Below are 18,604 nucleotides of genomic sequence, written 5' to 3'. Positions count from 1 at the left end.
TGATGAGGCGAGGGCGCTAGGCCGGCTCGCGCGTCAAGATCAGTGAGGCGTTCTGCCCGCCGAACCCGAACGAGTTCGACATCACGGCGGTCACCTTGGCATCGCGCGCCTTGTTGCCGACCACGTCGAACGGGATCGCGGGATCAGGCACCTCGTAGTTGATCGTCGGCGGAATCCGCTGATGCTCGAGCGTGAGCAGCGAGAAGATCGCCTCGACTGCACCGGCGGCCGAGATAGTGTGGCCGACCATCGACTTGTTCGACGACACCGGAATGTTTTTGGTGTGTTCGCCAAACACGGCAGACGTCGCAAGATACTCCATCTTGTCGTTTTCCGGCGTCGAGGTCCCGTGCGCGTTGATGTGATCGATTTGCTCGGGCTCCATTCCAGCATCGGCGAGTGTCTTGCGCACGCAGCCGATCGCCGGCTTGCCGTCCGGGGCCGAGCGGGTGCGATGGAAGGAATCGGTGAGCTCGCCGCAGCCGGCGACGACGCCGAGGATGCGCGCGCCGCGGGCCATCGCGGCCTCGTAGCTCTCGAGCACCAGCGCGCCGGCGCCTTCGGCCATCACGAAGCCGTCGCGGTTCTTCGAGAACGGTTTCGAGGCGGCCTGCGGCGGGTCGTTCTGGGTGGAGAGAGCCGACAGCAGCGAGAAGCGCACCATGGCTTCCGGGTTCACCGAGCCGTCGGTTGCGACGCACAGCGTCGCATCGGTTTCGCCGCGGCGGATCGCCTCGACGCCGAGCTGGATCGCGGTCGCACCGGAGGCGCAAGCCGTCGACAGCGAAATCGGGGACCCTTTGGTACCGAAGGTCTCGGCGAGGTTGAGCGCGACGGAGCCGAAGGTGAAGCGCCGGTGAAAGTGCGCGAACTTCCCGCCACTGCAGGTCGCCAGGTATTCGATGATTCCAAAGTCCTTGGTCGGAACCTCGCGCGCGACTTCGAGCCGCTGCGGCCACTCGGTCTCGATCGGGGCGACTGCCAGAAACAGCGGGCCGGGAAAGTCGCCCTTGCTGCCGATGCCGGCTTGCTCGAGCGCTTCTTCGGTCGCGATCTCCGCCAGACGCTGCGACAGGCTGGTCGAGGAGAACGGGTCGACGGTGACGAAATCGACGGCGCCGGCCATCGTCGTCTTCATACTGTCGAGCGGGAAGCGTGTCACGGTCTTGATGCCGGACTCGCCCGCGGTGAGGCGCTTCCAATTGTCGGTCTTGCCGCCGCCGAGCGACGTCACGATTCCCATGCCGGTCACGACGACGATCGGTCGGCCGAATTTATCGCGTGGTGCTGTCATGGTTTCCCCGTCGGTGCTTGCGCCGGACTTAAAGCGCGATGAGCTTCATCGCACCCTAGTTGTTTGTTCGAGCATGATGTTCGGAAACAATTTTCCGGATCATGCTCTAACTGACGGCCTCGACCAGTGCCATGCCTTCGCCCTGCCAGTGGCCGACCCCCAACACCACAATTTGGGTTGGTGCTTCGGTCTTTTCAACCTCCAGCCCGGTCGGGTCGTTGGCCGGATAGAGCGCGCCGCGCGAGATCGACAACGCGGCCAGCGCGAGCCCAAGCGGGAACTGCGCCTCCATGGTGTGGCCAAAGGTCGTTCCGGTGGCGCGGACGGCTAAGCCGGCATGCTGGCTGAGGAATGCGCGCTCTTCGGCGGTCGCAGGCTCGGCGCCGGTCGCGCCCGTGATCAGGATACCGTTGTCGCCGCTGACGCCGAGCTGCGGCCACAACGCCTGCAGCGATTTCGTCACGGCGCCCGGCTCCTTGCGTCGGGCAAGGTCGGCGACAACCTTGGTCAGCTTGGCGTACGGCTTTGCGCCGCGGGCCTCGGCATGTTCGCGCGATTCCATCACGAGGAAGGCGCCGGCGGAGCCGATGGCAAAGCCCGGGTTGTTCCTGCGGGCCCAGACCGAGCTATGCTGGTCCTTGAGGGCGAGATCGCCGAATGCATAGAGCATCAAGAGGTCGCCGCGATCGCCGTTATGAGCGGCGCCGACCAAGGCGATGTCACTCTGGCCGGCCCCGATGCGCGCGACCGCGATCCGTGCCGCGTCGATGCTCGAGGCTTCCTCGCCCATGAAGGTGCGCGAGGTCCCGCACACGCCGTGAACGATCGCGATGTTGCCGGCGAGCAGGTTGGAGAGCTGCGCCAGGAACAGCGTCGGGCGCAGCTCGTTCATCAGCTTCTCGTTGAGGAGGGCTGGCGGCAACTTGCCCTGTGCGTCGGCGTTCATGATCGCGAGGTCGACAGTGAGGTCACGCTCGCCGCCACCGGCTGCGATGATCATGTCCATCCGCGACAGGATTTCCTGATTGCCTTTGACGCCGGCGGAATCGAGCGCCAGCCCGGCGGCATAGGTGCCGATCCGCTGCCACGTTTCCATCTGACGCTGATCGCCCTTCTTCGGGATCTGGGCGTCGAAGCTGACGGGAGCGATCGGATGGATCACGTATGGCGCGAGACGCTTCTCGTCGGCATTGACGCGCCGGGCGCCGAGCGCCTCCCAATGCGCATCCAGTCCCTCGCCAAGCGAGGAGAGCAGGCCTACGCCGGTGATCCAGACTTCCTTCTCAGCCATTACTCATTGCCTGCTGCGGAAACCCGATCTTGGCGGCCATCGCATCCATGTGCACGCGCAAGTCCGGGCTGGGGAAGGGGATGTGACGGAAGGTCAGCTCGGCATTGCACTTGAGCTCCTTGCCGACGCGAACCTTCGCCGAGGTCACGGCGAAGCCTGAACCTTCGTGCTCGATCTTGGCCTCGATGGTCAGGACCGAGCCGGGGCTGACGAAGCCGCGCATCTTGGCTTCCTTGACCATGGCGAGGAAGGGCATGCGCTCGAACTTGGTCAGACCAAGGATCAGCCAGCCCGAGCTCTGGGCCATTGCTTCGGTCAGCAGCACGCCGGGCATGATCGGGTAGCCCGGGAAGTGCCCCGCGAACACCGAATGGCTGTCGGGCGGAACATCCGCCTCGACGACAATGGTCCTTGCGTCGAGGTTGAGGTCGACGATCCGATCAATCAGCTGAAAGATCTCGAGCTGCATGATGGGCGATTACGAGCCCGTGCCCGTGCCCGCGTTCTTGGCTGCAACCAGCTCGTCGATGCGGTCGGCGAGATTCTTCAACACGAAATACTGCTCCGTCGTGGCCTTGCCGTCGTTGACCTCCTGGGTCCACTTTTCGAGCGGCATCTTGATCCCGAAGGCCTTGTCGATGGCAAAGGCGATGTCGAGGAAGTCGAGGCTGTCGATCCCCAGATCGTCGATCGCGTGGCTCTCCGGCTTGATCGTGTCGCGCGGGATGTCGCAGGTCTCCGCGATAATGTTGGCGATCTGCTCGAATGTGGAGGACATCATTAAGCCTTTGATATATTGAAGGTAATTCCGGGTCGGCTCAGAGGAGGCGGGCGCGTTGCCCCGGAATGCCCGATTGCTGGTGCCGGAGTCGTGTGCCCGTATATCGGAGCAGGGCCGTTAGTTCAATGGAGCTTGGCCGGCATCGCAAGGACGGTTTTTGGGCAGGGTTCCGGCCAGCCTAGCTGCGCGGCATCACCGTAATCTTCGCGCAATCCCGGCGGCCCATCAGCACGCAATCCTGGGTCTTGCGCAAATCGGCGATGCTCATGGCAAGCCAGATGCCGATCGCGGTGAGCGCCACCGTGAAGGCGAAGGCGGCGATGTTGGCGAGCATGCGCTGGCGGAAATCGTCGGGCTCCTCGCGCGGCTTCTCATAGCGAGAGAGATCGTTGGCAACGGAAGCCGGGCGCGTCGTTCGGTGCGGCTCCTCGCGCTTGCCGGGCGGCTGCGCCGAGGTACGCGGCCGGAATTTGAGCACCACGTGCTCGGCATCCGAGGAGATTGGCCGCTGCGTCTTCACTGTTTGTCAGTCCGGTCGCGTCGCCGGTTATGTTTAGCATGTTCGCTGCACTTCACACCTAAAATCTTGGTGCGCGCAGAGGTGGTATTCATGCGTCGATCACCTCCAGGAACTGGCTTGCCGTCGAGGCGGCTGCTGCGGAGCGCGGGATGCTCGGCATTGCGATGACCAAGCCGATGTCGACACACTTGTTCGACCTTCGCGCATGCACAGTTTGCGCTGCAACGCCGTCACGGAGGTTGAGGCTGCGCGCCCGGGCATTGGCAGCCCGGGCATTGACAGCCCGGGAGCATCGACAGCCGAGGGCGGACCATCCGGCCATCGGCCCCCACCGCTTCGTGAAGCCATTCCGGCACACCGGACTCTTTCACCCGCCTGCGGGCTCATGACATAGTGGAACCCGTTCCGGAGTGCCGGTCAAAAGGGAGCATAAGTCATGGCCCACACGCGCGAGCCTTACGTCAAACCGGTCCCGATCCTGTCGCTGCGGCCGACCCAGATGACGGTCGGCATGCAGGAGGTGACGGAGAAGCGGAAGCGCTGGCGCGAGCACAAGTCGGACAAGAAGCGCGCCGAACTGCTGGGCAAGCACATGATCCCGGTCGTCCATGGTCCCGACGATCGCTACTACGTGGTCGATCACCATCACATGGCGCGGGCGCTGCACGACGAGGGCGTCAAGGACATCCTGGTCACGGTGATCGGCGATCTCACGATGGTCGAGCGTGACGTGTTCTGGGGCGTGATGGACAACAAGCGCTGGGTCTATCCCTACGATTCCAAGGGCGAGCGCCGCCACTTCAAAGACATTCCGAAATCGATCAAGGACCTCAGGGACGATCCGTTCCGCAGCCTCGCCGGCGAGATGCGCCGGGCGGGCGGCTTTGCCAAGGACACGACGCCGTTCAGCGAATTCCTGTGGGCCGATTTCCTGCGCCGCCACATCCCGCGCAAGACGGTGGAGAACAATTTCGCCAAGGCGCTGGAGAAGGGACTGGCGCTCGGCCGCAGCAAGGACGCGGTCTATTTGCCCGGCTGGTGCGGGCCGGCATCTGACGACTGATCTGCCGCGACCGCCGGCCCGTGTTGATCCTCCCTGCCGCCGAGCAAGTGGTGCAGCCACCGCTCGGTCCGCTTGCCGAAGGTCAACAGCAGGAACGCCAGCGCGACGGCGGTGACGACGAGCGGCCAATGTCCGGCGCCGCAGACGATGCCGACGCAAGCGGCGAAGAAAGCGCATGCGGCGCTGGTCAGGCCGCGGACCTGGAAGCGGTCGCCCTGCCGCACGATCACGCCGGCGCCGAGGAATCCGATGCCGGTCAGCACGCCCTGGATCACGCGGCTCACCGCGTCGGTGAATTTGCCGGGCTCGACGGCCTGCAATGCCAGCAGCACGACCATGGCCGTCGAAAGGCTGACGAGACCCAGCGTCTTCAGGCCGATCGGCTTGCCGCGCAGGTCACGGTCGAGCCCGATCGCGCAACCGGCAAGGGTGGCCGAGCCGAGACGCAGGACGATCTCGCTCCAGTCCGCCAAGGCGTCCTCTATTTCGGCTGCCGGCCGAGCATGTAGAACTCGCTGTTCGGCCGCATGCCGGTGACGTTGGCGAGCCGGTTCGACAGCGCGAAGAATGCCGCAACCGCGGCGATGTCCCAGACGTCGTCGTCGCTGAAGCCGTGGGCCGCAAGCGTGGCGAAGTCCGCCTCCGAGACTTCCTCAGCGGCGCGGCTCACCTTCATGGCGAAGTCGAGCATCGCGCGCTGCCGCGGCGTGATGTCGGCCTTGCGGTAGTTGACCGCGATCTGGTCGGCGATCTCCGGATTCTTGGCGCGGATGCGCAGGATCGCGCCGTGGGCGATCACGCAATACTGGCACTGGTTGGCGGCGCTGGTCGCCACCACGATCATCTCGCGCTCGGCCTTCGAGAGGCCGGAGTCCTTTTCCATCAGCGCGTCGTGATAGGCGAAGAAGGCGCGAAACTCGTCGGGGCGATAGGCCAAGGTGAGGAAGACGTTCGGCACGAAGCCGGATTTCTCCTGCACCGCCAGGATGCGGGCGCGGATGTCCTCGGGGAGCTTGTCGAGAGCGGGCGTCGGGAAGCGTTTTGCGGTCGGCTGCGTCATGAGATGGTTCCGGCGTGCCGCCTGGATGCGGCGTCACGCGAGACCATAGTGGATGACGCCTTGGGCGCAAGGCGCATCGGCGCCTTGGCGGAATTCGGCTAACGCAGCGGCTTCTTCAGCAGCGAGAAGCGGTCCGGATCGAGGCCGAGCGAGGGCTGCAGCATCGGCGCCTCGGCTGGCGCCATGGTGCGCGCCGGCGCCGGAGAGTTGAAGTTGGCGTCGCCGCTCGGGCTATCGCGATGCGAGGTGGCGCCGCGCCAGCGCTCCAGCACGGCGCTGACGAAATGCATGTCATGGCCGGCGGTGACCGACGGTACCGTGGCGATGGTGGCCTCGCCGCGCGGCAGCTGGTGCGGCGGCACCTCCTTGAAGCGCAGCCGGGTCGGCAGCGCCACGCCTTCGCCGAACGCCAGCACCTCGCGGGTGCCGAGCGAGGGCACGAAGGACAGCAGGTTGGCGGCGGCATCCGAGACCGCGGAGCGTAGCAGCGCCTGGTCGCGGTCGTTGGCGAGGCGCATTGTGAACAGCGTGTTGCACTGAGAGATGATGGTCGCGTCGAGCTCGGCCGGACGCTGGGTGATCAGGCCGAGATAGACGCCGTATTTGCGGCCTTCCTTGGCGATGCGCGACACCGCCTTGCGGGTCGGCCCGAAGCCGATATTGCGGTCGGCCGAGGCGTAGCGGTGCGCTTCCTCGCAGACGAACAGCATCGGCGAGACGCCGTCGCTCCACAGCCCGAAATCGAACGCCATGCGGCACAGCACCGACACCACGGAATCGACGACTTCGGCGGGGAAGCCGGCGAGTTGCATGATCGTCATCGGCTTGCCGTTGGCGGGCAGGCGGAACAGATGGCTGATCACCTCGGCCATTGTATCGCCGCCGACATTGGCATTATCGAACATGAAGGCGTAGCGCGGATCGTTGCGCACCGCGTCGATGCGCGAGATCAGCTTGTGATAGATGATGCGCGAAGAGCGGTTCTCCAGCTTGCCCATGCGCTCGTCGATCAGCGAGATCAGGTCGACGAGGCGATAGGGCACCGGCGTATCGACGGTGTAGCCGACCTGCTTGGGGTCGATGCGCTTCAGCCCGAGACCGACCCGGTCGGAGTTCTGGTACTGGGTGTAGATGCCCTTCGCCATCGGGATCACTTCGGCGAGAATGTCGAGCTCCTCGGGCACGCCGGGCCGGCCGCCGAACAGCACGTCGACGATCTCTTCGAAGTTGAACAGCCAGAACGGCAGCTTCAGGTTCCGCGGGTTGAGCACCTGGGCGCGCTCGCCGAAGCAGCGGCCGTATTCGTTGTGCACGTCGAGCAGGAAGATGCGCAGGTTCGGCCGCGACTTCAGGATCTCGTTGAGCAGCAGCGACACGCCGGTCGACTTGCCGACGCCGGTCGAGCCGAGCACCGCGAAGTGCTTGGACAGCATCTCCTCGACGTCGACATAGGCGATGACAGAACGATCCTGCTGCAGCGTGCCGACATTGATCTGGTCCGAGCCGCTCGGCGCATAGACCGTGCGCAGCTCCTGGTTCGTGATCAGATCGGTGCTGTCGCCGATGGTCGGATAGTGGGTGACACCGCGCTGGAATTTCGGGCGGTCGCCGCCCAGGATCTCGCCCAGCAGGTCGACCGAGGCGGTCGCCATGTATTCGTCGGACGCCGGTAGGTTCTCGCACGTCACTTCGGTGATCATAGCGACAATGACCGAACTCGCGCAGCGGATACTGACGAACCGGCCGACGGTCGCTCGCATTTCCGAAAGTTGCATCTGGCCGCCCGCCAGCAGCCCAACCCGGGCCTGCGAGCCGCGCACAGAGATCACACGTCCGAAGGGTGTCACAGTTCCAGCCTGGCTCGTTCTCAAAATCTAAATGTCCGGACCAATATGCCCGCCCGGGATTGGAAAAACCGTTAAATCGCCGGGGTTCCGCATCGGCTAAATCTACACCTTCCCGGTGACGATTTGTTTCTATCGTACCGGGAGATTACGCGCTGTCGCGCGCATCGGCGGCGGAATCGTCGCTTTCCGGCACAGCCGCGTTTGTTTCCCGGTTTTTCCGTTAAGGCGGGATTCACCATCTCTGAGGAGTGCATCGGCAGCTCCGTAGGTTTACGGGGCATTGGGCGCGATTTGTCATACCCTGTCGCCCGGTATCGCGTAACCGATTGCTAACTGCGAGTTGTAACGACCTTTCCATTTGTGCTGCGTAACGATGCCGCGCCCTGGGAGAGATCAGCGTGCGCATCGAATACCGCAATTCATCGTCAGGAAATGCCGATGCTGGCTCGACCAAGGGGCTGGCGTTCTGTGCCGGCCTGTTGGTCGGCAGCCTGCTCGGAAGCGCGACCGCGCAATGGAGTGAGCGCGAAGGCCTGCTGATGGCGGCATTCGCGATCATGGCCGTGATCGTCTTCCTGTTGCTCAAGCGGCACGAAATCTCCGACGAGCGGCTCGCCAGCGAACGCCGCAATCTCATGACCGCCGTGAACAACATTCCGCAGGGCCTCGTGCTCTACGATGCATCGGCGCGCATCATCATCTGCAACCGCCCCTACATCGAGATGTTCGGGCTTTCGCCCGACGTCGCCAAGCCCGGCTGCACGATGCACCGGCTGATTGCGCATAGACAGGAGACGGGCTCGTTCGACGGCGATGTCGACGACTTCTGCGACGCCATCATCGGCAACGTGAAGCTTGGCCGCGCCACGCGTCAGCTGACGCAGGCGCCGGGCGGGCGCGCGATCGAGATCGTCAACAAGCCGCTGCCGGAAGGCGGCTGGGTGGCGACCATCCAGGATGTCACCGAGCGTGCGCGCACCGAGAACAAGATCGCCCACATGGCGCATTATGATGCGCTGACCGACCTGCCGAACCGCGTGCTGTTCCGCGAACGCCTGGAGCGGGCGCTGAAGGCGATCCGGCCGGATCAGCAGCTCGCGGTCATGTATATCGACATCGACGAGTTCAAGGCCGTCAACGACGCGCTCGGCCATCAGATCGGCGACGAATTGCTCAGGGCGATCGCCGACCGCCTGCGCGGCTGCGTTGGGGACACCAACGTCGCGGCGCGGCTCGGCGGCGACGAGTTTGCCGTGATCCAGACCACCGTCCGCGATCAGACCGAGACCATGCAGCTCCTCGCTGCGATCTATCAGTCGATCCGCCGGCCGATCGACTGCAGCGGGCATCTGATCACCACCGATGCCAGCATCGGCATCGCCGTTGCGCCCGCCGACGGCCTCGACATCGATCAATTGCTGCGCAATGCCGACCTCGCGCTCTACGGGGCCAAGAGCGACGGCCGCCGCACCTACCGGTTCTTCGAGACCGGCATGGATGCACGCGCCAAGGCGCGGCGCAGCCTCGAGCTCGAGCTGCGCCAGGCGATCGCCGACGGCAGCTTCGAGCTGCACTATCAGCCGCTGCTCCATCTCGAGGAGGGGCAGGTCAGTTGCTGCGAGGCGCTGGTGCGCTGGCGTCATCCCGAACGCGGCACCATCTCGCCGGCGGATTTCATCCCGATCGCCGAGGACACCGGCCTGATCAACGATCTCGGTCACTGGGTGCTCAACACCGCGTGCCGCGAGGCGATGAACTGGCCGGAGCATGTTCATGTTGCGGTCAACGTGTCTCCGATCCAGTTCAAGAGCCAGACGCTGGCACTCAACGTCGCCGCCGCGCTCGCCGCGACAGGTCTGGCACCTTCGCGGCTCGAGCTCGAGATCACCGAGGCGGTGCTGATCCGCGACGACGAGGCTGCGCTCGATATCCTGCATCAGCTGCGCGAACTCGGCGTCCGTATCGCGCTCGACGATTTCGGCACCGGCTATTCCTCGCTGAGCTATCTGCAGCGCTTCCCCTTCGACAAGATCAAGATCGATCGCGCCTTCATCAAGGATCTCGCCGGGACCGGCGCGTCGTCCACGATCGTCCAGGCCGTCGTCAACATCGCCGCTGCCAGCGACATGACCACGACCGCGGAGGGCGTCGAGACCGAGCAGCAGCGCAACCTGCTGCGCATCCTCGGCTGCACCGAGATGCAGGGCTATCTGTTCAGCCGGCCGGTGTCATCGGCTGAAATCCGCAAGCTCCTGTCGTCGGATCACGAGAAGGCTGTCTCGGTCGCCTGACGCCTGCCTTGACCGCTTTCACGAGGTGATTCCGGCCATGGAATGCCCTGCGAGCGCAATTGCCGTCGCCAGTAATTTGTTGACGGGACCTAATCATTTGTACACTAGTACAAATCGGCGCGCCGCTCACCTGTCCAACCGCAAGTCGTCGATCCGGCGTCGTCGCGGAGGGAGACCGTCCATGCAGCCGGAACCGATCTTCGATCTCGCGCATCTCGGGCACATGGAGCTTTTGACGCCGAAGCCGGACGAGAGCCTGAAATTCTTTGTCGACGTCATGGGCATGACCGTCAGCGGCCGCAAGGGCAAGTCGGTCTATCTGCGCGGCTGGGACGATTACGAGCGCTATTCGCTGAAGCTGACGGCGTCGAAGACTTCGGGGATGGAGCACATGGCGCTGCGGGCGCGCAGCCCGCAGGCGCTCGAACGCCGCGTTGCCGCGCTGAAGGGCTCGGGCTTCGATATCGGCTGGATCGACGGTGACATGGGGCAGGGGCCGGCATTCCGCTGCCGCGATCCCGACGGCCATGTCATCGAGCTCTATTACGAGACCGAGTGGTACGAGGCGCCGGCCGAGCTGAAGCCCGCGCTGAAAAACCAGGCGCAGCGCTTTCCGGCGCGCGGCGTCAATGTCCGCCGGCTCGACCATCTCAATTGCCTCGCGGTCGACATCAAGGCCAACCGTCTGTTCTTCGAAGACTACCTCGGCTGCCGCACCACCGAGCAGATCGTACTCAACGACGGCACGGAAGCCGCGATGTGGATGACGATGTCGAACAAGAGCTACGACTTCGCCTATGCGCGCGACCATTACGGCAAGCGCGGCCGGTTTCACCATGTTACCTACGCGCTCGACAGCCGCGAGGAGATCCTGCGTGCTGCGGATATTTTTCTCGAGCACGGGGTGCATATCGAGACCGGGCCGCACAAGCACGCGATCCAGCAGACCTTCTTCCTCTATGTCTATGAACCCGGCGGCAACCGCGTCGAGGTCGCCAACGCCGGCGCACGCCTGATCCTTGCGCCGGACTGGAAGCCGATCGTGTGGACCGAGGAAGAGCGCAGGAAGGGACAGGCGTGGGGGTTGAAGACGATCGAGTCGTTTCACACCCACGGCACCCCGCCCGTGATCGACTAGATGCGAGACCGCCGCACGAAGGCCGCCCGAGCGCGTCGATACGCCGCCGCGAACACCCGCGGTCGCTGACGACAGCGCCGACGCGCAACCGATATGATCCGGTTCGCGGCGGCGGACTCTGCGCCGCGCGAAATTTGAACCGGTGAGAGCGGGCACAATGGCTGGCAAGACGCGAAAGACGTCGGCGAAGGGGGCGAAAAAGAGCGCCGCGAAGCGTGTCTCTGCAAAGCCGCGCCTGCTCGCGGGCGGCAATCCGCAGATCGCAAAAGGCTATGGCGATGCTCCGGTGCAAGCCTATATCGCCGCGATGCCCGGGTGGAAGCGCGAGGTCGGGCGCAAGCTTGACGCGCTCATCGTGCGTGCCGTCCCCGGCGTGCACAAGGCGGTGAAGTGGAACTCGCCGCTCTACGGCATGGAAGGCGACGGCTGGTTCCTCGGCATCCATGTCTTCACGCGCTACGTCAAGGTGGCTTTCTTTCGCGGTGCGTCGCTGCATCCGGTGCCGCCGGGCGAGTCCAAGCAGCAGCACACGCGCTATCTCGACATTCACGAGAACGACGAGCTCGACGAAGCCCAGTTCACCGCGTGGGTGAAGCAAGCCAGTCAATTGCCCGGCGAACGGATGTGAGTGGCAACGCAGGTCAGGACCGGTAAGCAGCGGCCACGACGCGCTGTCGATGCAGCTCTGCGCGATAGAGCATTGCCTCGCCTCAGCCCTTTGGTGTTAGGCTGCACCAAAGCCCGATGAATCGCCATCGCGCTTTGGATTGTTGTCCTGGCATGATCTTTTCGGAAAACCGCTTCGCACTTTTCCGGATCATGCTCTGGTAACGTCAGAGGAAAACGTCGATGAGCGAACACACGACGGACAAGCGCGTGCGAGAGGCGTCTCGCAGGCGATTCCTTCAGGCCGGCGCAGCACTGGCCGGTGGCTCCGCCATATCGGGAGTTGCCGGTTCTACCGCGCTTGCCGAACAGGGGAATAATCTTCCGCCCAATGTGCCGGAATGGATGAAAGCGCCCGGCGACCCGATGGGAAGCCAGCCCTATGGCACGCCGTCGGTTCACGAGAAGGCTGTCGTCAAGAACATCTCGAAGACGCTGCCGCAATACATCTCCGCTTCGGGCCGCACGCCGCTGCAGGAGCTCGACGGCATCATCACGCCGAACGGTTTGTTCTACGAACGCCACCATGGCGGCGTGCCGACCATCGACCCGGCCGAGCACCGGCTGGTGCTGCATGGCATGGTCGATCGCCCGCTGGTGTTCACGATGGAGGACATCCGCCGCTTTCCGTCGCAGTCGCGCATCCACTTCCTCGAGTGCTCCGGCAATCCGGTCTACACCAAGCCGTACGGCAAGACGGCCTCCGACCTCGTCGGCCTGCTGAGCTGTGCGGAATGGACCGGCGTGCCGCTCAAGACGGTGTTGGACGAAGCGGGCCTGCAGACCGGCGCCAAATGGATCGTGGCCGAAGGCGCCGACGCCGCTGCGTTGACGCGCTCGATCCCGATCGAGAAATGCCTCGACGACGCCATGCTGGTCTACAGCCAGAATGGCGAGCGGCTGCGCCCGCAGCAGGGCTATCCGCTGCGCCTGTTGCTGCCCGGCTTCGAGGGCAACATGAACGTGAAGTGGCTGCGCCGGCTCAAGGTCGTCGCCGAGCCGGCCTATTCGCGCGAGGAGACCTCGAAATACACCGACCCGATGCCTGACGGCACGTCGCGCGAATTCACCTTCTACATGGAAGCCAAGTCGATCATCACACGGCCGTCCGGCGGGCAGAAGCTGACCGCGCAGGGCTTTCACGAGATTACCGGCATCGCGTGGAGCGGTCACGGCAAGATCAAGAGCGTCGAGGTCTCGCTCGACGAGGGCAAAAGCTGGCAGCAGGCCGAATTGCAGGAGCCGGTGTTGACGCGCGCGCTCACGCGCTTTCGCTTGCCCTGGCATTGGGACGGCAAACCTGCCGTGATCCAGAGCCGCGCCATCGACGAGACCGGATACGTGCAGCCGACGCTGGCGGAATTGGTCAAGGTGCGCGGTCTCAACTCGTTCTACCACAACAACGCGATCTGGCCCTGGCGCATCGATGCGAATGGTGAGGTGAGCAATGGCCAGGCGTAAGCTCAAGACGGCGTTCGTTGTGAGTGCGATCGCGATGCTCGCCACTGCCGGGCAGGCCGAGGATCGCTTTGGCATCGGGCGTGCGGCGACGCCTGCCGAGATCGCCGGCTGGAACATCGATATCGGCCGTGACGGCTCCAACCTGCCGCCGGGCAGCGGCAGTGTCGAGCACGGCCGCACGGTGTTCAGCGAGCAATGCGCTGCGTGCCATGGCGACAGCGGGCAGGGCGGCATCGGCGATCGCCTGGTCGGCGGACAGGGCACGCTGGCGAGCCCAAAACCGATCCGCACCGTCGGCAGCTATTGGCCCTATGCCCCGACGCTGTTCGACTACATCCGCCGCGCGATGCCGCAGAACGCGCCACAATCGCTGAGCAATGAGGACGTCTACGCGGTGTCCGCCTACATCCTCAGTCTGAACGGCATCGTGCCGGCCAATGCGGTGCTCGACGCCAAGTCGCTGGCCGCCATCAAGATGCCGAACCGCGACGGCTTCGTCTCCGACCCGCGGCCCGACGTGCACAACCACTGAGCGGCAGGCACGGCCGGGTGGCTCGCAGCATCGTGACGTCGTGGCCCCTGTGCCCGGAGGATTGCCGTCCCTATGTCCGTTTGGGGGCGGCTCGGCCGTCATCCGGCACACGTTTATGATCGATAGGAGAGGCCGCATGACCAGGTCATGGGCAGTCGCAGCCGCCATGCTGCTCGTGGGAATGACGTTCACGCCGGTCGCGGCCCAGATGTCGGAGCCGGCATATTTCGACGCGCAAAATCCAGGACGCAGCGCGATCAACGGCGGCGCGTTGACGCCATGGGGTGAGGCGCAGGAGGCCGCGCAGCGCGGGCGCAATCCGGCGAACGCCTACGGTGCCATGCCTGCGGCGGAGCCATCTTCCGCCTGCGCGCGTTACCGTTCATTCGATCCGGCGTCCGGCACCTTCCTTGGCCGCGACGGCCGCCGCCATCCCTGCCGATAAGGCCCTGCACCGCGCTTGGCGGTGGATAAGGGCGCCGGCATTCGCCCGGCGTGCGAACGACTGGACGTTAGGCGCGTTATAGTCCGCCGATCGTGTCGGGTCCCGCCGGACCCGAGCAGCGGAGGACACCCGGCGTGACAGACGCTCTGGCCGGTTTCTGGGACCGAAAGTCGACCTCGGACCTATTGCGGGAGGCGGCGCGGGCCGATGGCGACGCGGAGACGCCGATCTTCAGGCGCTCGCTGTCGGCGTTGCAACTGGTCACGCTCGGCATCGGCGGCATCATCGGCGCCGGCATCTTCGTGCTGACGGGCCACGCGGCCGCCGCCAATGCCGGTCCCGCGGTCACGCTCTCCTTCATGCTTGGTGCGGTGGCCTGCGCCTTCGCCGGCCTGTGCTACGCCGAGATGTCGTCGACGGTGCCGATCTGCGGCAGCGCCTACACCTATGCCTACGCCACGCTCGGCGAGCTGATCGCCTGGATCATCGGCTGGGACCTGATCCTCGAATACGCGGTCGGCGCGATCGCGGTCTCGGTCGGGTGGTCCGGCTATTTCGTCAGTCTGATGCGCGATTTCGGCATCAACCTGCCGCAGCAATTCACCTCGGCGCCGCTCGCTTACGACGTCAACACCGGCGCGTGGTCATCGACCGGTGCGGTCATCAACATCCCGGCGATGGCGATCATCGCCTTCGTGACCACGCTGCTGGTGGTCGGCATTCGCGAGTCCGCGCGCTTCACCAGCTTCGTCGTCGTGGTCAAGCTCGTTGTGATCGCGCTGTTCCTCGCTACCGCGGCTTCCTCGGTGACCCTGGCGAACTGGGTAACGGCGAGCAACCCGGAGGGCGCGCTGATCCCGCCGAATGCCGGTCCTGGCGTGTTCGGCTGGTCCGGCGTGGTCCGCGGCGCGGCAGTGGTGTTCTTCGCCTATATCGGCTTCGACGCGATCTCCACCGCGGCGCAGGAAGCGAAGACGCCGGAGCGCGACATGCCGATCGGCATTCTCGGCTCGCTCGTGATCTGCGCCGCGCTCTATGTCGCCGTCGGATTCGTGCTGACCGGCATCGTGCCCTATGACCGGCTCAGCGTGCCCGATCCGATCGCGGTCGGCATCGATGCGATCGGTATCGGCTGGCTCGGTCCGTTCATCAAGCTCGGCATCCTGTTCGGATTGACATCGGTGATCCTCATCATGCTGCTGGCGCAACCGCGGATCTTTCGCGCCATGGCGTATGACGGATTGCTGCCGGGCTTTGCCGCCAAAATCCATCCGCGCTTCCAGACCCCCTATGTCTCGACCATCTTCGCCGGCACCGTGGCCGCTCTTCTCGGTGGGCTGTTGCCGATCGGGCTGGTCGGCGAACTGGTCTCGATCGGCACGCTGTTCGCGTTCACGGTGGTCTCGATCGGCACGCTGGTGCTGCGCGTGCGCGATCCGGAATTGCCGCGTCCGTTCAAGGCGCCGGCGATCTGGCTGGTGGCCCCCGCCGCCGCTGCAACCTCGCTGTTCCTGATGTTCGGCCTGCCGCTCGACACCTGGATCAGGCTCGCAGTGTGGCTCGTGATCGGGCTTGTGATCTATGCGGCCTATGGCAGACGGCACAGCCGGCTGCTGGCAGGCGGCGGGGACCGCGCGGGCCTATAGTGCGCGCGCGTGCGGCCTGCTAGATGTACGCGTTGAGATAGCACCGCAAGCCGCGACAGGCCGGCATTCCCCGGGGAGACTTCCATGCAAAATCCAACGGCAGGCGCGCGATGGATGGTCGCCGCGCTCGTCTCGATCAGCATCGCGTCGGCTGCGCCCGGTCGCGCAGCCTCGGTTGCGCCGGCCGCTGCCGAGAACGGCATGGTGGTCTCCGCGCAGCATCTCGCGACCCAGGTCGGCGTCGAGGTGTTGAAGCGGGGCGGCAATGCGGTCGATGCGGCGGTCGCCGTTGGTTACGCGCTTGCGGTGGCCTATCCCGCCGCCGGCAATCTCGGTGGCGGCGGGTTCATGACCATCCAGTTCGCCGACGGCCGCAAGACCTTCCTGGATTTCCGCGAGACCGCGCCGAAAGGCGCCACAGCCGACATGTATCTCGACAAGGACGGCAACGTTATCCCCGGCCTTTCGACCAAGGGGCATCTCGCTGTCGGCGTACCGGGCTCGGTGGCCGGGATGGAGTATGCGCGCGAGAAATACGGCACAATGAAGCGCGCTGACGTCATCGCGCCGGCGCTGCAACTGGCGGAGGATGGTTTTGTGCTCGACCAGGGCGACGTCAGCATGCTGCAGACCTCGACCAAGGACTTTCAGGACGATCCGGCCTCGGCCGCGATCTTCCTCAACAACGGCAAGCCGTTCCAGGTCGGCGAACGGCTGACGCAGCATGAGCTCGCCGAGACGCTGCGCGAGATCAGCAAGCGCGGCAGTGATGGCTTCTACAAGGGCTGGGTTGGTGCTGCGATCGTCGCCGCGAGCCAGGCCGGCAAGGGACTGCTGACGCAGGAGGATCTGGACAACTACAGGGTTCGCGAGCTGGCGCCGGTCGAATGTGACTATCGCGGTTACCACGTGGTCTCGGCGCCGCCGCCCAGTTCGGGCGGTGTGGTGATCTGCGAGATGCTCAACATCCTCGAGGGCTATCCGCTGAAGGAGCTCGGCTACCACTCGGCGCAAGCGGTGCACTACCAGATCGAGGCGATGCGCCACGCTTACGTCGATCGCAACAGCTATCTCGGCGATCCGGACTTCGTGAAAAATCCACTCGAGCGCCTGCTCGACAAGACCTACGCCGCGAAGATCCGTGCCGCGATCGACCCGGCCAAGGCCGGTGTGTCGAGCGACATCAAGCCCGGCGTTCCGCTGCATGAGGGCAGCAACACCACGCACTATTCGATTGCCGACAAGGACGGCAACGCGGTGTCGGTCACCTACACGCTGAACGACTGGTTCGGCGCCAAGGTGACGGCGGCCAAGACCGGCGTGCTGCTCAACGACGAGATGGACGACTTCACCGCCAAGGTCGGCGTGCCGAACCTGTATGGGCTGGTGCAGGGGGAGGCCAACGCGATCGTCCCCGGCAAGCGTCCGCTGTCCTCAATGAGTCCGACCATCGTCTCCAGGGACGGCAAGCCGGTCATCGTGATGGGCACCCCGGGCGGCAGCCGCATCATCACCGCCGTGCTGCTGACGATGATCAACGCGATCGACTATGGCATGAACGCGCAGGAGGCCGTGGACATGCCGCGCTTCCACCAGCAGTGGCTTCCCGAGGTGACCAACCTCGAGGACTACACGCTGTCGCCGGATACGCGGAAGATCCTGGAGGGCATGGGCCACAAATTCGGCCCGCCGCATCCGGCCAACCACCTCGCGGTGATCATCATCGGCGCGCCGTCGCTGGGCGGCAAGCCGGTCGGCAACAACCGCTTCTATGGCGCGAACGACCCGCGGCGCAATTCGGGGCTCGCCGCGGGCTATTGATCGTGACGGCTAGCGACAATCCGTAGCCCGGATGAGCGAAGCGATATCCGGGTCTTGTTGAGCTCCCGCATGTCGCTCCGCTCGTGCGGGCTGCCGCTCCAATTGATCCGCGCTGCGGTCAGGCGACGGCAGTCGACCTGCCGTCCTTTTGCCCGCTGGTCAGCAGCAAGCGCTGGCGGATCGCGTCTTCGATCAGAGCCAGGGATTGCTTGGCTTCGCGCGCCTCGGCTTCGGCGGCCTGGGCGCGGAATTCGACCGCATCGAGTTGCTCCTGTTGGGACTCGATGCGCCGTCGGGCTTCCTCAAGCGCCCGCGACGCATCCCTCAATTTGCGCTCGGTGGCGGCAATGATTTCGAGCTGCGCCTGTTCGGCGGCCTCGGCGCGCGCTTCGCCGGCGCGAGCCCTGTCCTCGATGCTGCGGAACAAATCCGCCGCCTGGTAGACGAGGTCCAAGGCTTCTGTGCCCATGGCCGATGCGGGTGGTCTTGGAAATCCAAGAACGTTAGGGTCGGCCGTAAATGGCCGTTTAAATCCGCGCAGTGCCATCCAAATCAGCCCGTCGCGAGTCGGTGTATGCCAACAACTTGCGGTAGTTATAGTTAACAAATCCTTAATGTGATTGGCGCGCCGGCGCTGTCCACCGGTTTCTGATGTCGCAGCACCCAAATCGTCGGCCAGATCGGGGAATCGATCCGTCCGGCCCGCGCTTTTCTTTCGGAACGTGCTCTCCGCGCAAGCGTATCGGGA

At 64.9% G+C, this 18,604-nt stretch carries 18 protein-coding genes; 9 read left to right on the top strand and 9 right to left on the bottom strand.

Annotation, left to right across the window (positions count from 1 at the left end; genetic code table 11):
- Positions 1 to 16: 16 nt before the first annotated feature.
- The 5 genes from ACVWZM_RS00660 to ACVWZM_RS00640 form a co-directional block, all read right to left on the bottom strand.
- On the bottom strand, positions 17 to 1,294 hold the full coding sequence (locus ACVWZM_RS00660; RefSeq protein WP_028344597.1) for a beta-ketoacyl-ACP synthase: 1,278 nt from the start codon (positions 1,292 to 1,294) through the stop codon (positions 17 to 19).
- Between the two features lie 106 nt (positions 1,295 to 1,400).
- The gene (locus ACVWZM_RS00655; protein ID WP_057019708.1) at positions 1,401 to 2,585 is read right to left on the bottom strand and encodes a beta-ketoacyl-ACP synthase; all 1,185 of its coding nucleotides are present in this window, start codon (positions 2,583 to 2,585) and stop codon (positions 1,401 to 1,403) included.
- Positions 2,578 to 3,054 carry a 3-hydroxyacyl-ACP dehydratase FabZ family protein gene (locus tag ACVWZM_RS00650; RefSeq protein ID WP_057019709.1) on the bottom strand — a complete coding sequence of 159 codons (477 nt, stop codon included), beginning with the start codon at positions 3,052 to 3,054 and terminating at the stop codon, positions 2,578 to 2,580. The genes ACVWZM_RS00655 and ACVWZM_RS00650 overlap by 8 nt, the downstream gene beginning before the upstream one ends.
- A gap of 9 nt (positions 3,055 to 3,063) precedes the next feature.
- Positions 3,064 to 3,363, bottom strand: coding sequence for an acyl carrier protein (locus ACVWZM_RS00645; RefSeq protein ID WP_024582229.1), 300 nt, complete (start codon positions 3,361 to 3,363; stop codon positions 3,064 to 3,066).
- Between the two features lie 181 nt (positions 3,364 to 3,544).
- Positions 3,545 to 3,886, bottom strand: coding sequence for a hypothetical protein (locus ACVWZM_RS00640; RefSeq protein WP_057019710.1), 342 nt, complete (start codon positions 3,884 to 3,886; stop codon positions 3,545 to 3,547).
- A 436-nt stretch (positions 3,887 to 4,322) separates the two neighbouring features.
- Here ACVWZM_RS00640 and ACVWZM_RS00635 point away from each other — a divergent pair, with 436 nt between their 5' ends.
- Complete coding sequence (locus ACVWZM_RS00635; RefSeq protein ID WP_057019711.1) at positions 4,323 to 4,949, top strand: ParB-like protein; 627 nt, start codon at positions 4,323 to 4,325, stop codon at positions 4,947 to 4,949.
- Here the strand turns inward: ACVWZM_RS00635 and ACVWZM_RS00630 are convergent.
- The 3 genes from ACVWZM_RS00630 to ACVWZM_RS00620 form a co-directional block, all read right to left on the bottom strand.
- Positions 4,910 to 5,422, bottom strand: a complete 513-nt coding sequence (locus ACVWZM_RS00630) for an MgtC/SapB family protein (protein WP_456851449.1) — start codon at positions 5,420 to 5,422, stop codon at positions 4,910 to 4,912. The two genes, ACVWZM_RS00635 and ACVWZM_RS00630, sit on opposite strands and share 40 nt — an antisense overlap.
- Positions 5,423 to 5,430: 8 nt before the next feature.
- Positions 5,431 to 6,009 (bottom strand): peroxidase-related enzyme, encoded by a 579-nt coding sequence (locus tag ACVWZM_RS00625; RefSeq protein WP_076826497.1) that lies wholly within the window; start codon positions 6,007 to 6,009, stop codon positions 5,431 to 5,433.
- A gap of 98 nt (positions 6,010 to 6,107) precedes the next feature.
- Positions 6,108 to 7,856: an ATP-binding protein gene (locus ACVWZM_RS00620; protein WP_137479616.1), complete on the bottom strand. Its 1,749-nt coding sequence runs from the start codon at positions 7,854 to 7,856 to the stop codon at positions 6,108 to 6,110.
- A gap of 398 nt (positions 7,857 to 8,254) precedes the next feature.
- On the opposite strand from ACVWZM_RS00620, the gene ACVWZM_RS00615 reads away from it, so the two are divergent.
- The 8 genes from ACVWZM_RS00615 to ggt all read left to right on the top strand — a co-directional run bounded on the left by ACVWZM_RS00615 (position 8,255) and on the right by ggt (position 17,856).
- The gene (locus ACVWZM_RS00615) at positions 8,255 to 10,147 is read left to right on the top strand and encodes a putative bifunctional diguanylate cyclase/phosphodiesterase (protein ID WP_456851447.1); all 1,893 of its coding nucleotides are present in this window, start codon (positions 8,255 to 8,257) and stop codon (positions 10,145 to 10,147) included.
- Positions 10,148 to 10,328: 181 nt separating this feature from the next.
- Positions 10,329 to 11,285: a catechol 2,3-dioxygenase gene (locus tag ACVWZM_RS00610; RefSeq protein WP_253587141.1), complete on the top strand. Its 957-nt coding sequence runs from the start codon at positions 10,329 to 10,331 to the stop codon at positions 11,283 to 11,285.
- Between the two features lie 157 nt (positions 11,286 to 11,442).
- Positions 11,443 to 11,913, top strand: coding sequence for a DUF1801 domain-containing protein (locus ACVWZM_RS00605; RefSeq protein ID WP_076826501.1), 471 nt, complete (start codon positions 11,443 to 11,445; stop codon positions 11,911 to 11,913).
- Positions 11,914 to 12,134: 221 nt separating this feature from the next.
- Positions 12,135 to 13,412 carry a sulfite dehydrogenase gene (gene soxC, locus ACVWZM_RS00600; protein WP_168855715.1) on the top strand — a complete coding sequence of 426 codons (1,278 nt, stop codon included), beginning with the start codon at positions 12,135 to 12,137 and terminating at the stop codon, positions 13,410 to 13,412.
- Positions 13,413 to 13,446: 34 nt separating this feature from the next.
- Positions 13,447 to 13,944, top strand: coding sequence for a c-type cytochrome (locus ACVWZM_RS00595; RefSeq protein WP_057020025.1), 498 nt, complete (start codon positions 13,447 to 13,449; stop codon positions 13,942 to 13,944).
- A 136-nt stretch (positions 13,945 to 14,080) separates the two neighbouring features.
- Positions 14,081 to 14,389 (top strand): BA14K family protein, encoded by a 309-nt coding sequence (locus ACVWZM_RS00590; RefSeq protein WP_063607138.1) that lies wholly within the window; start codon positions 14,081 to 14,083, stop codon positions 14,387 to 14,389.
- Between the two features lie 146 nt (positions 14,390 to 14,535).
- A complete protein-coding gene (locus tag ACVWZM_RS00585; RefSeq protein WP_456856584.1) occupies positions 14,536 to 16,035 on the top strand; it encodes an amino acid permease in 1,500 nt (499 codons plus the stop codon).
- 84 nt (positions 16,036 to 16,119) lie between these two features.
- Positions 16,120 to 17,856 carry a gamma-glutamyltransferase gene (gene ggt / locus ACVWZM_RS00580; RefSeq protein WP_456851444.1) on the top strand — a complete coding sequence of 579 codons (1,737 nt, stop codon included), beginning with the start codon at positions 16,120 to 16,122 and terminating at the stop codon, positions 17,854 to 17,856.
- 118 nt (positions 17,857 to 17,974) lie between these two features.
- Here ggt and ACVWZM_RS00575 read toward each other — a convergent pair whose 3' ends face one another.
- Positions 17,975 to 18,403, bottom strand: a complete 429-nt coding sequence (locus ACVWZM_RS00575; RefSeq protein WP_456851442.1) for a hypothetical protein — start codon at positions 18,401 to 18,403, stop codon at positions 17,975 to 17,977.
- Between the last annotated feature and the right edge of the window lie 201 nt (positions 18,404 to 18,604).

The sequence above is a fragment of the Bradyrhizobium sp. USDA 4501 genome (assembly GCF_054062115.1).
The sequence above is the reverse complement of the archived record's forward strand: the minus strand, read 5'-3'. Positions and strand labels throughout refer to the sequence as shown.

Excerpts from the sequence above, each read along its gene's own strand:
- ACVWZM_RS00595 (WP_057020025.1), top strand. The coding sequence starts at position 13,447 with ATGCTCGCCACTGCCGGGCAGGCCGAGGATCGCTTTGGCATCGGGCGT.
- ACVWZM_RS00605 (WP_076826501.1), top strand. The coding sequence starts at position 11,443 with ATGGCTGGCAAGACGCGAAAGACGTCGGCGAAGGGGGCGAAAAAGAGC.
- ACVWZM_RS00625 (WP_076826497.1), bottom strand. The coding sequence starts at position 6,009 with ATGACGCAGCCGACCGCAAAACGCTTCCCGACGCCCGCTCTCGACAAG.
- ACVWZM_RS00655 (WP_057019708.1), bottom strand. The coding sequence starts at position 2,585 with ATGGCTGAGAAGGAAGTCTGGATCACCGGCGTAGGCCTGCTCTCCTCG.
- ACVWZM_RS00590 (WP_063607138.1), top strand. The coding sequence starts at position 14,081 with ATGACCAGGTCATGGGCAGTCGCAGCCGCCATGCTGCTCGTGGGAATG.
- ACVWZM_RS00650 (WP_057019709.1), bottom strand. The coding sequence starts at position 3,054 with ATGCAGCTCGAGATCTTTCAGCTGATTGATCGGATCGTCGACCTCAAC.
- ACVWZM_RS00660 (WP_028344597.1), bottom strand. The coding sequence starts at position 1,294 with ATGACAGCACCACGCGATAAATTCGGCCGACCGATCGTCGTCGTGACC.
- ACVWZM_RS00635 (WP_057019711.1), top strand. The coding sequence starts at position 4,323 with ATGGCCCACACGCGCGAGCCTTACGTCAAACCGGTCCCGATCCTGTCG.
- ggt (WP_456851444.1), top strand. The coding sequence starts at position 16,120 with ATGCAAAATCCAACGGCAGGCGCGCGATGGATGGTCGCCGCGCTCGTC.
- ACVWZM_RS00610 (WP_253587141.1), top strand. The coding sequence starts at position 10,329 with ATGCAGCCGGAACCGATCTTCGATCTCGCGCATCTCGGGCACATGGAG.
- soxC (WP_168855715.1), top strand. The coding sequence starts at position 12,135 with ATGAGCGAACACACGACGGACAAGCGCGTGCGAGAGGCGTCTCGCAGG.
- ACVWZM_RS00645 (WP_024582229.1), bottom strand. The coding sequence starts at position 3,363 with ATGTCCTCCACATTCGAGCAGATCGCCAACATTATCGCGGAGACCTGC.
- ACVWZM_RS00575 (WP_456851442.1), bottom strand. The coding sequence starts at position 18,403 with ATGGCACTGCGCGGATTTAAACGGCCATTTACGGCCGACCCTAACGTT.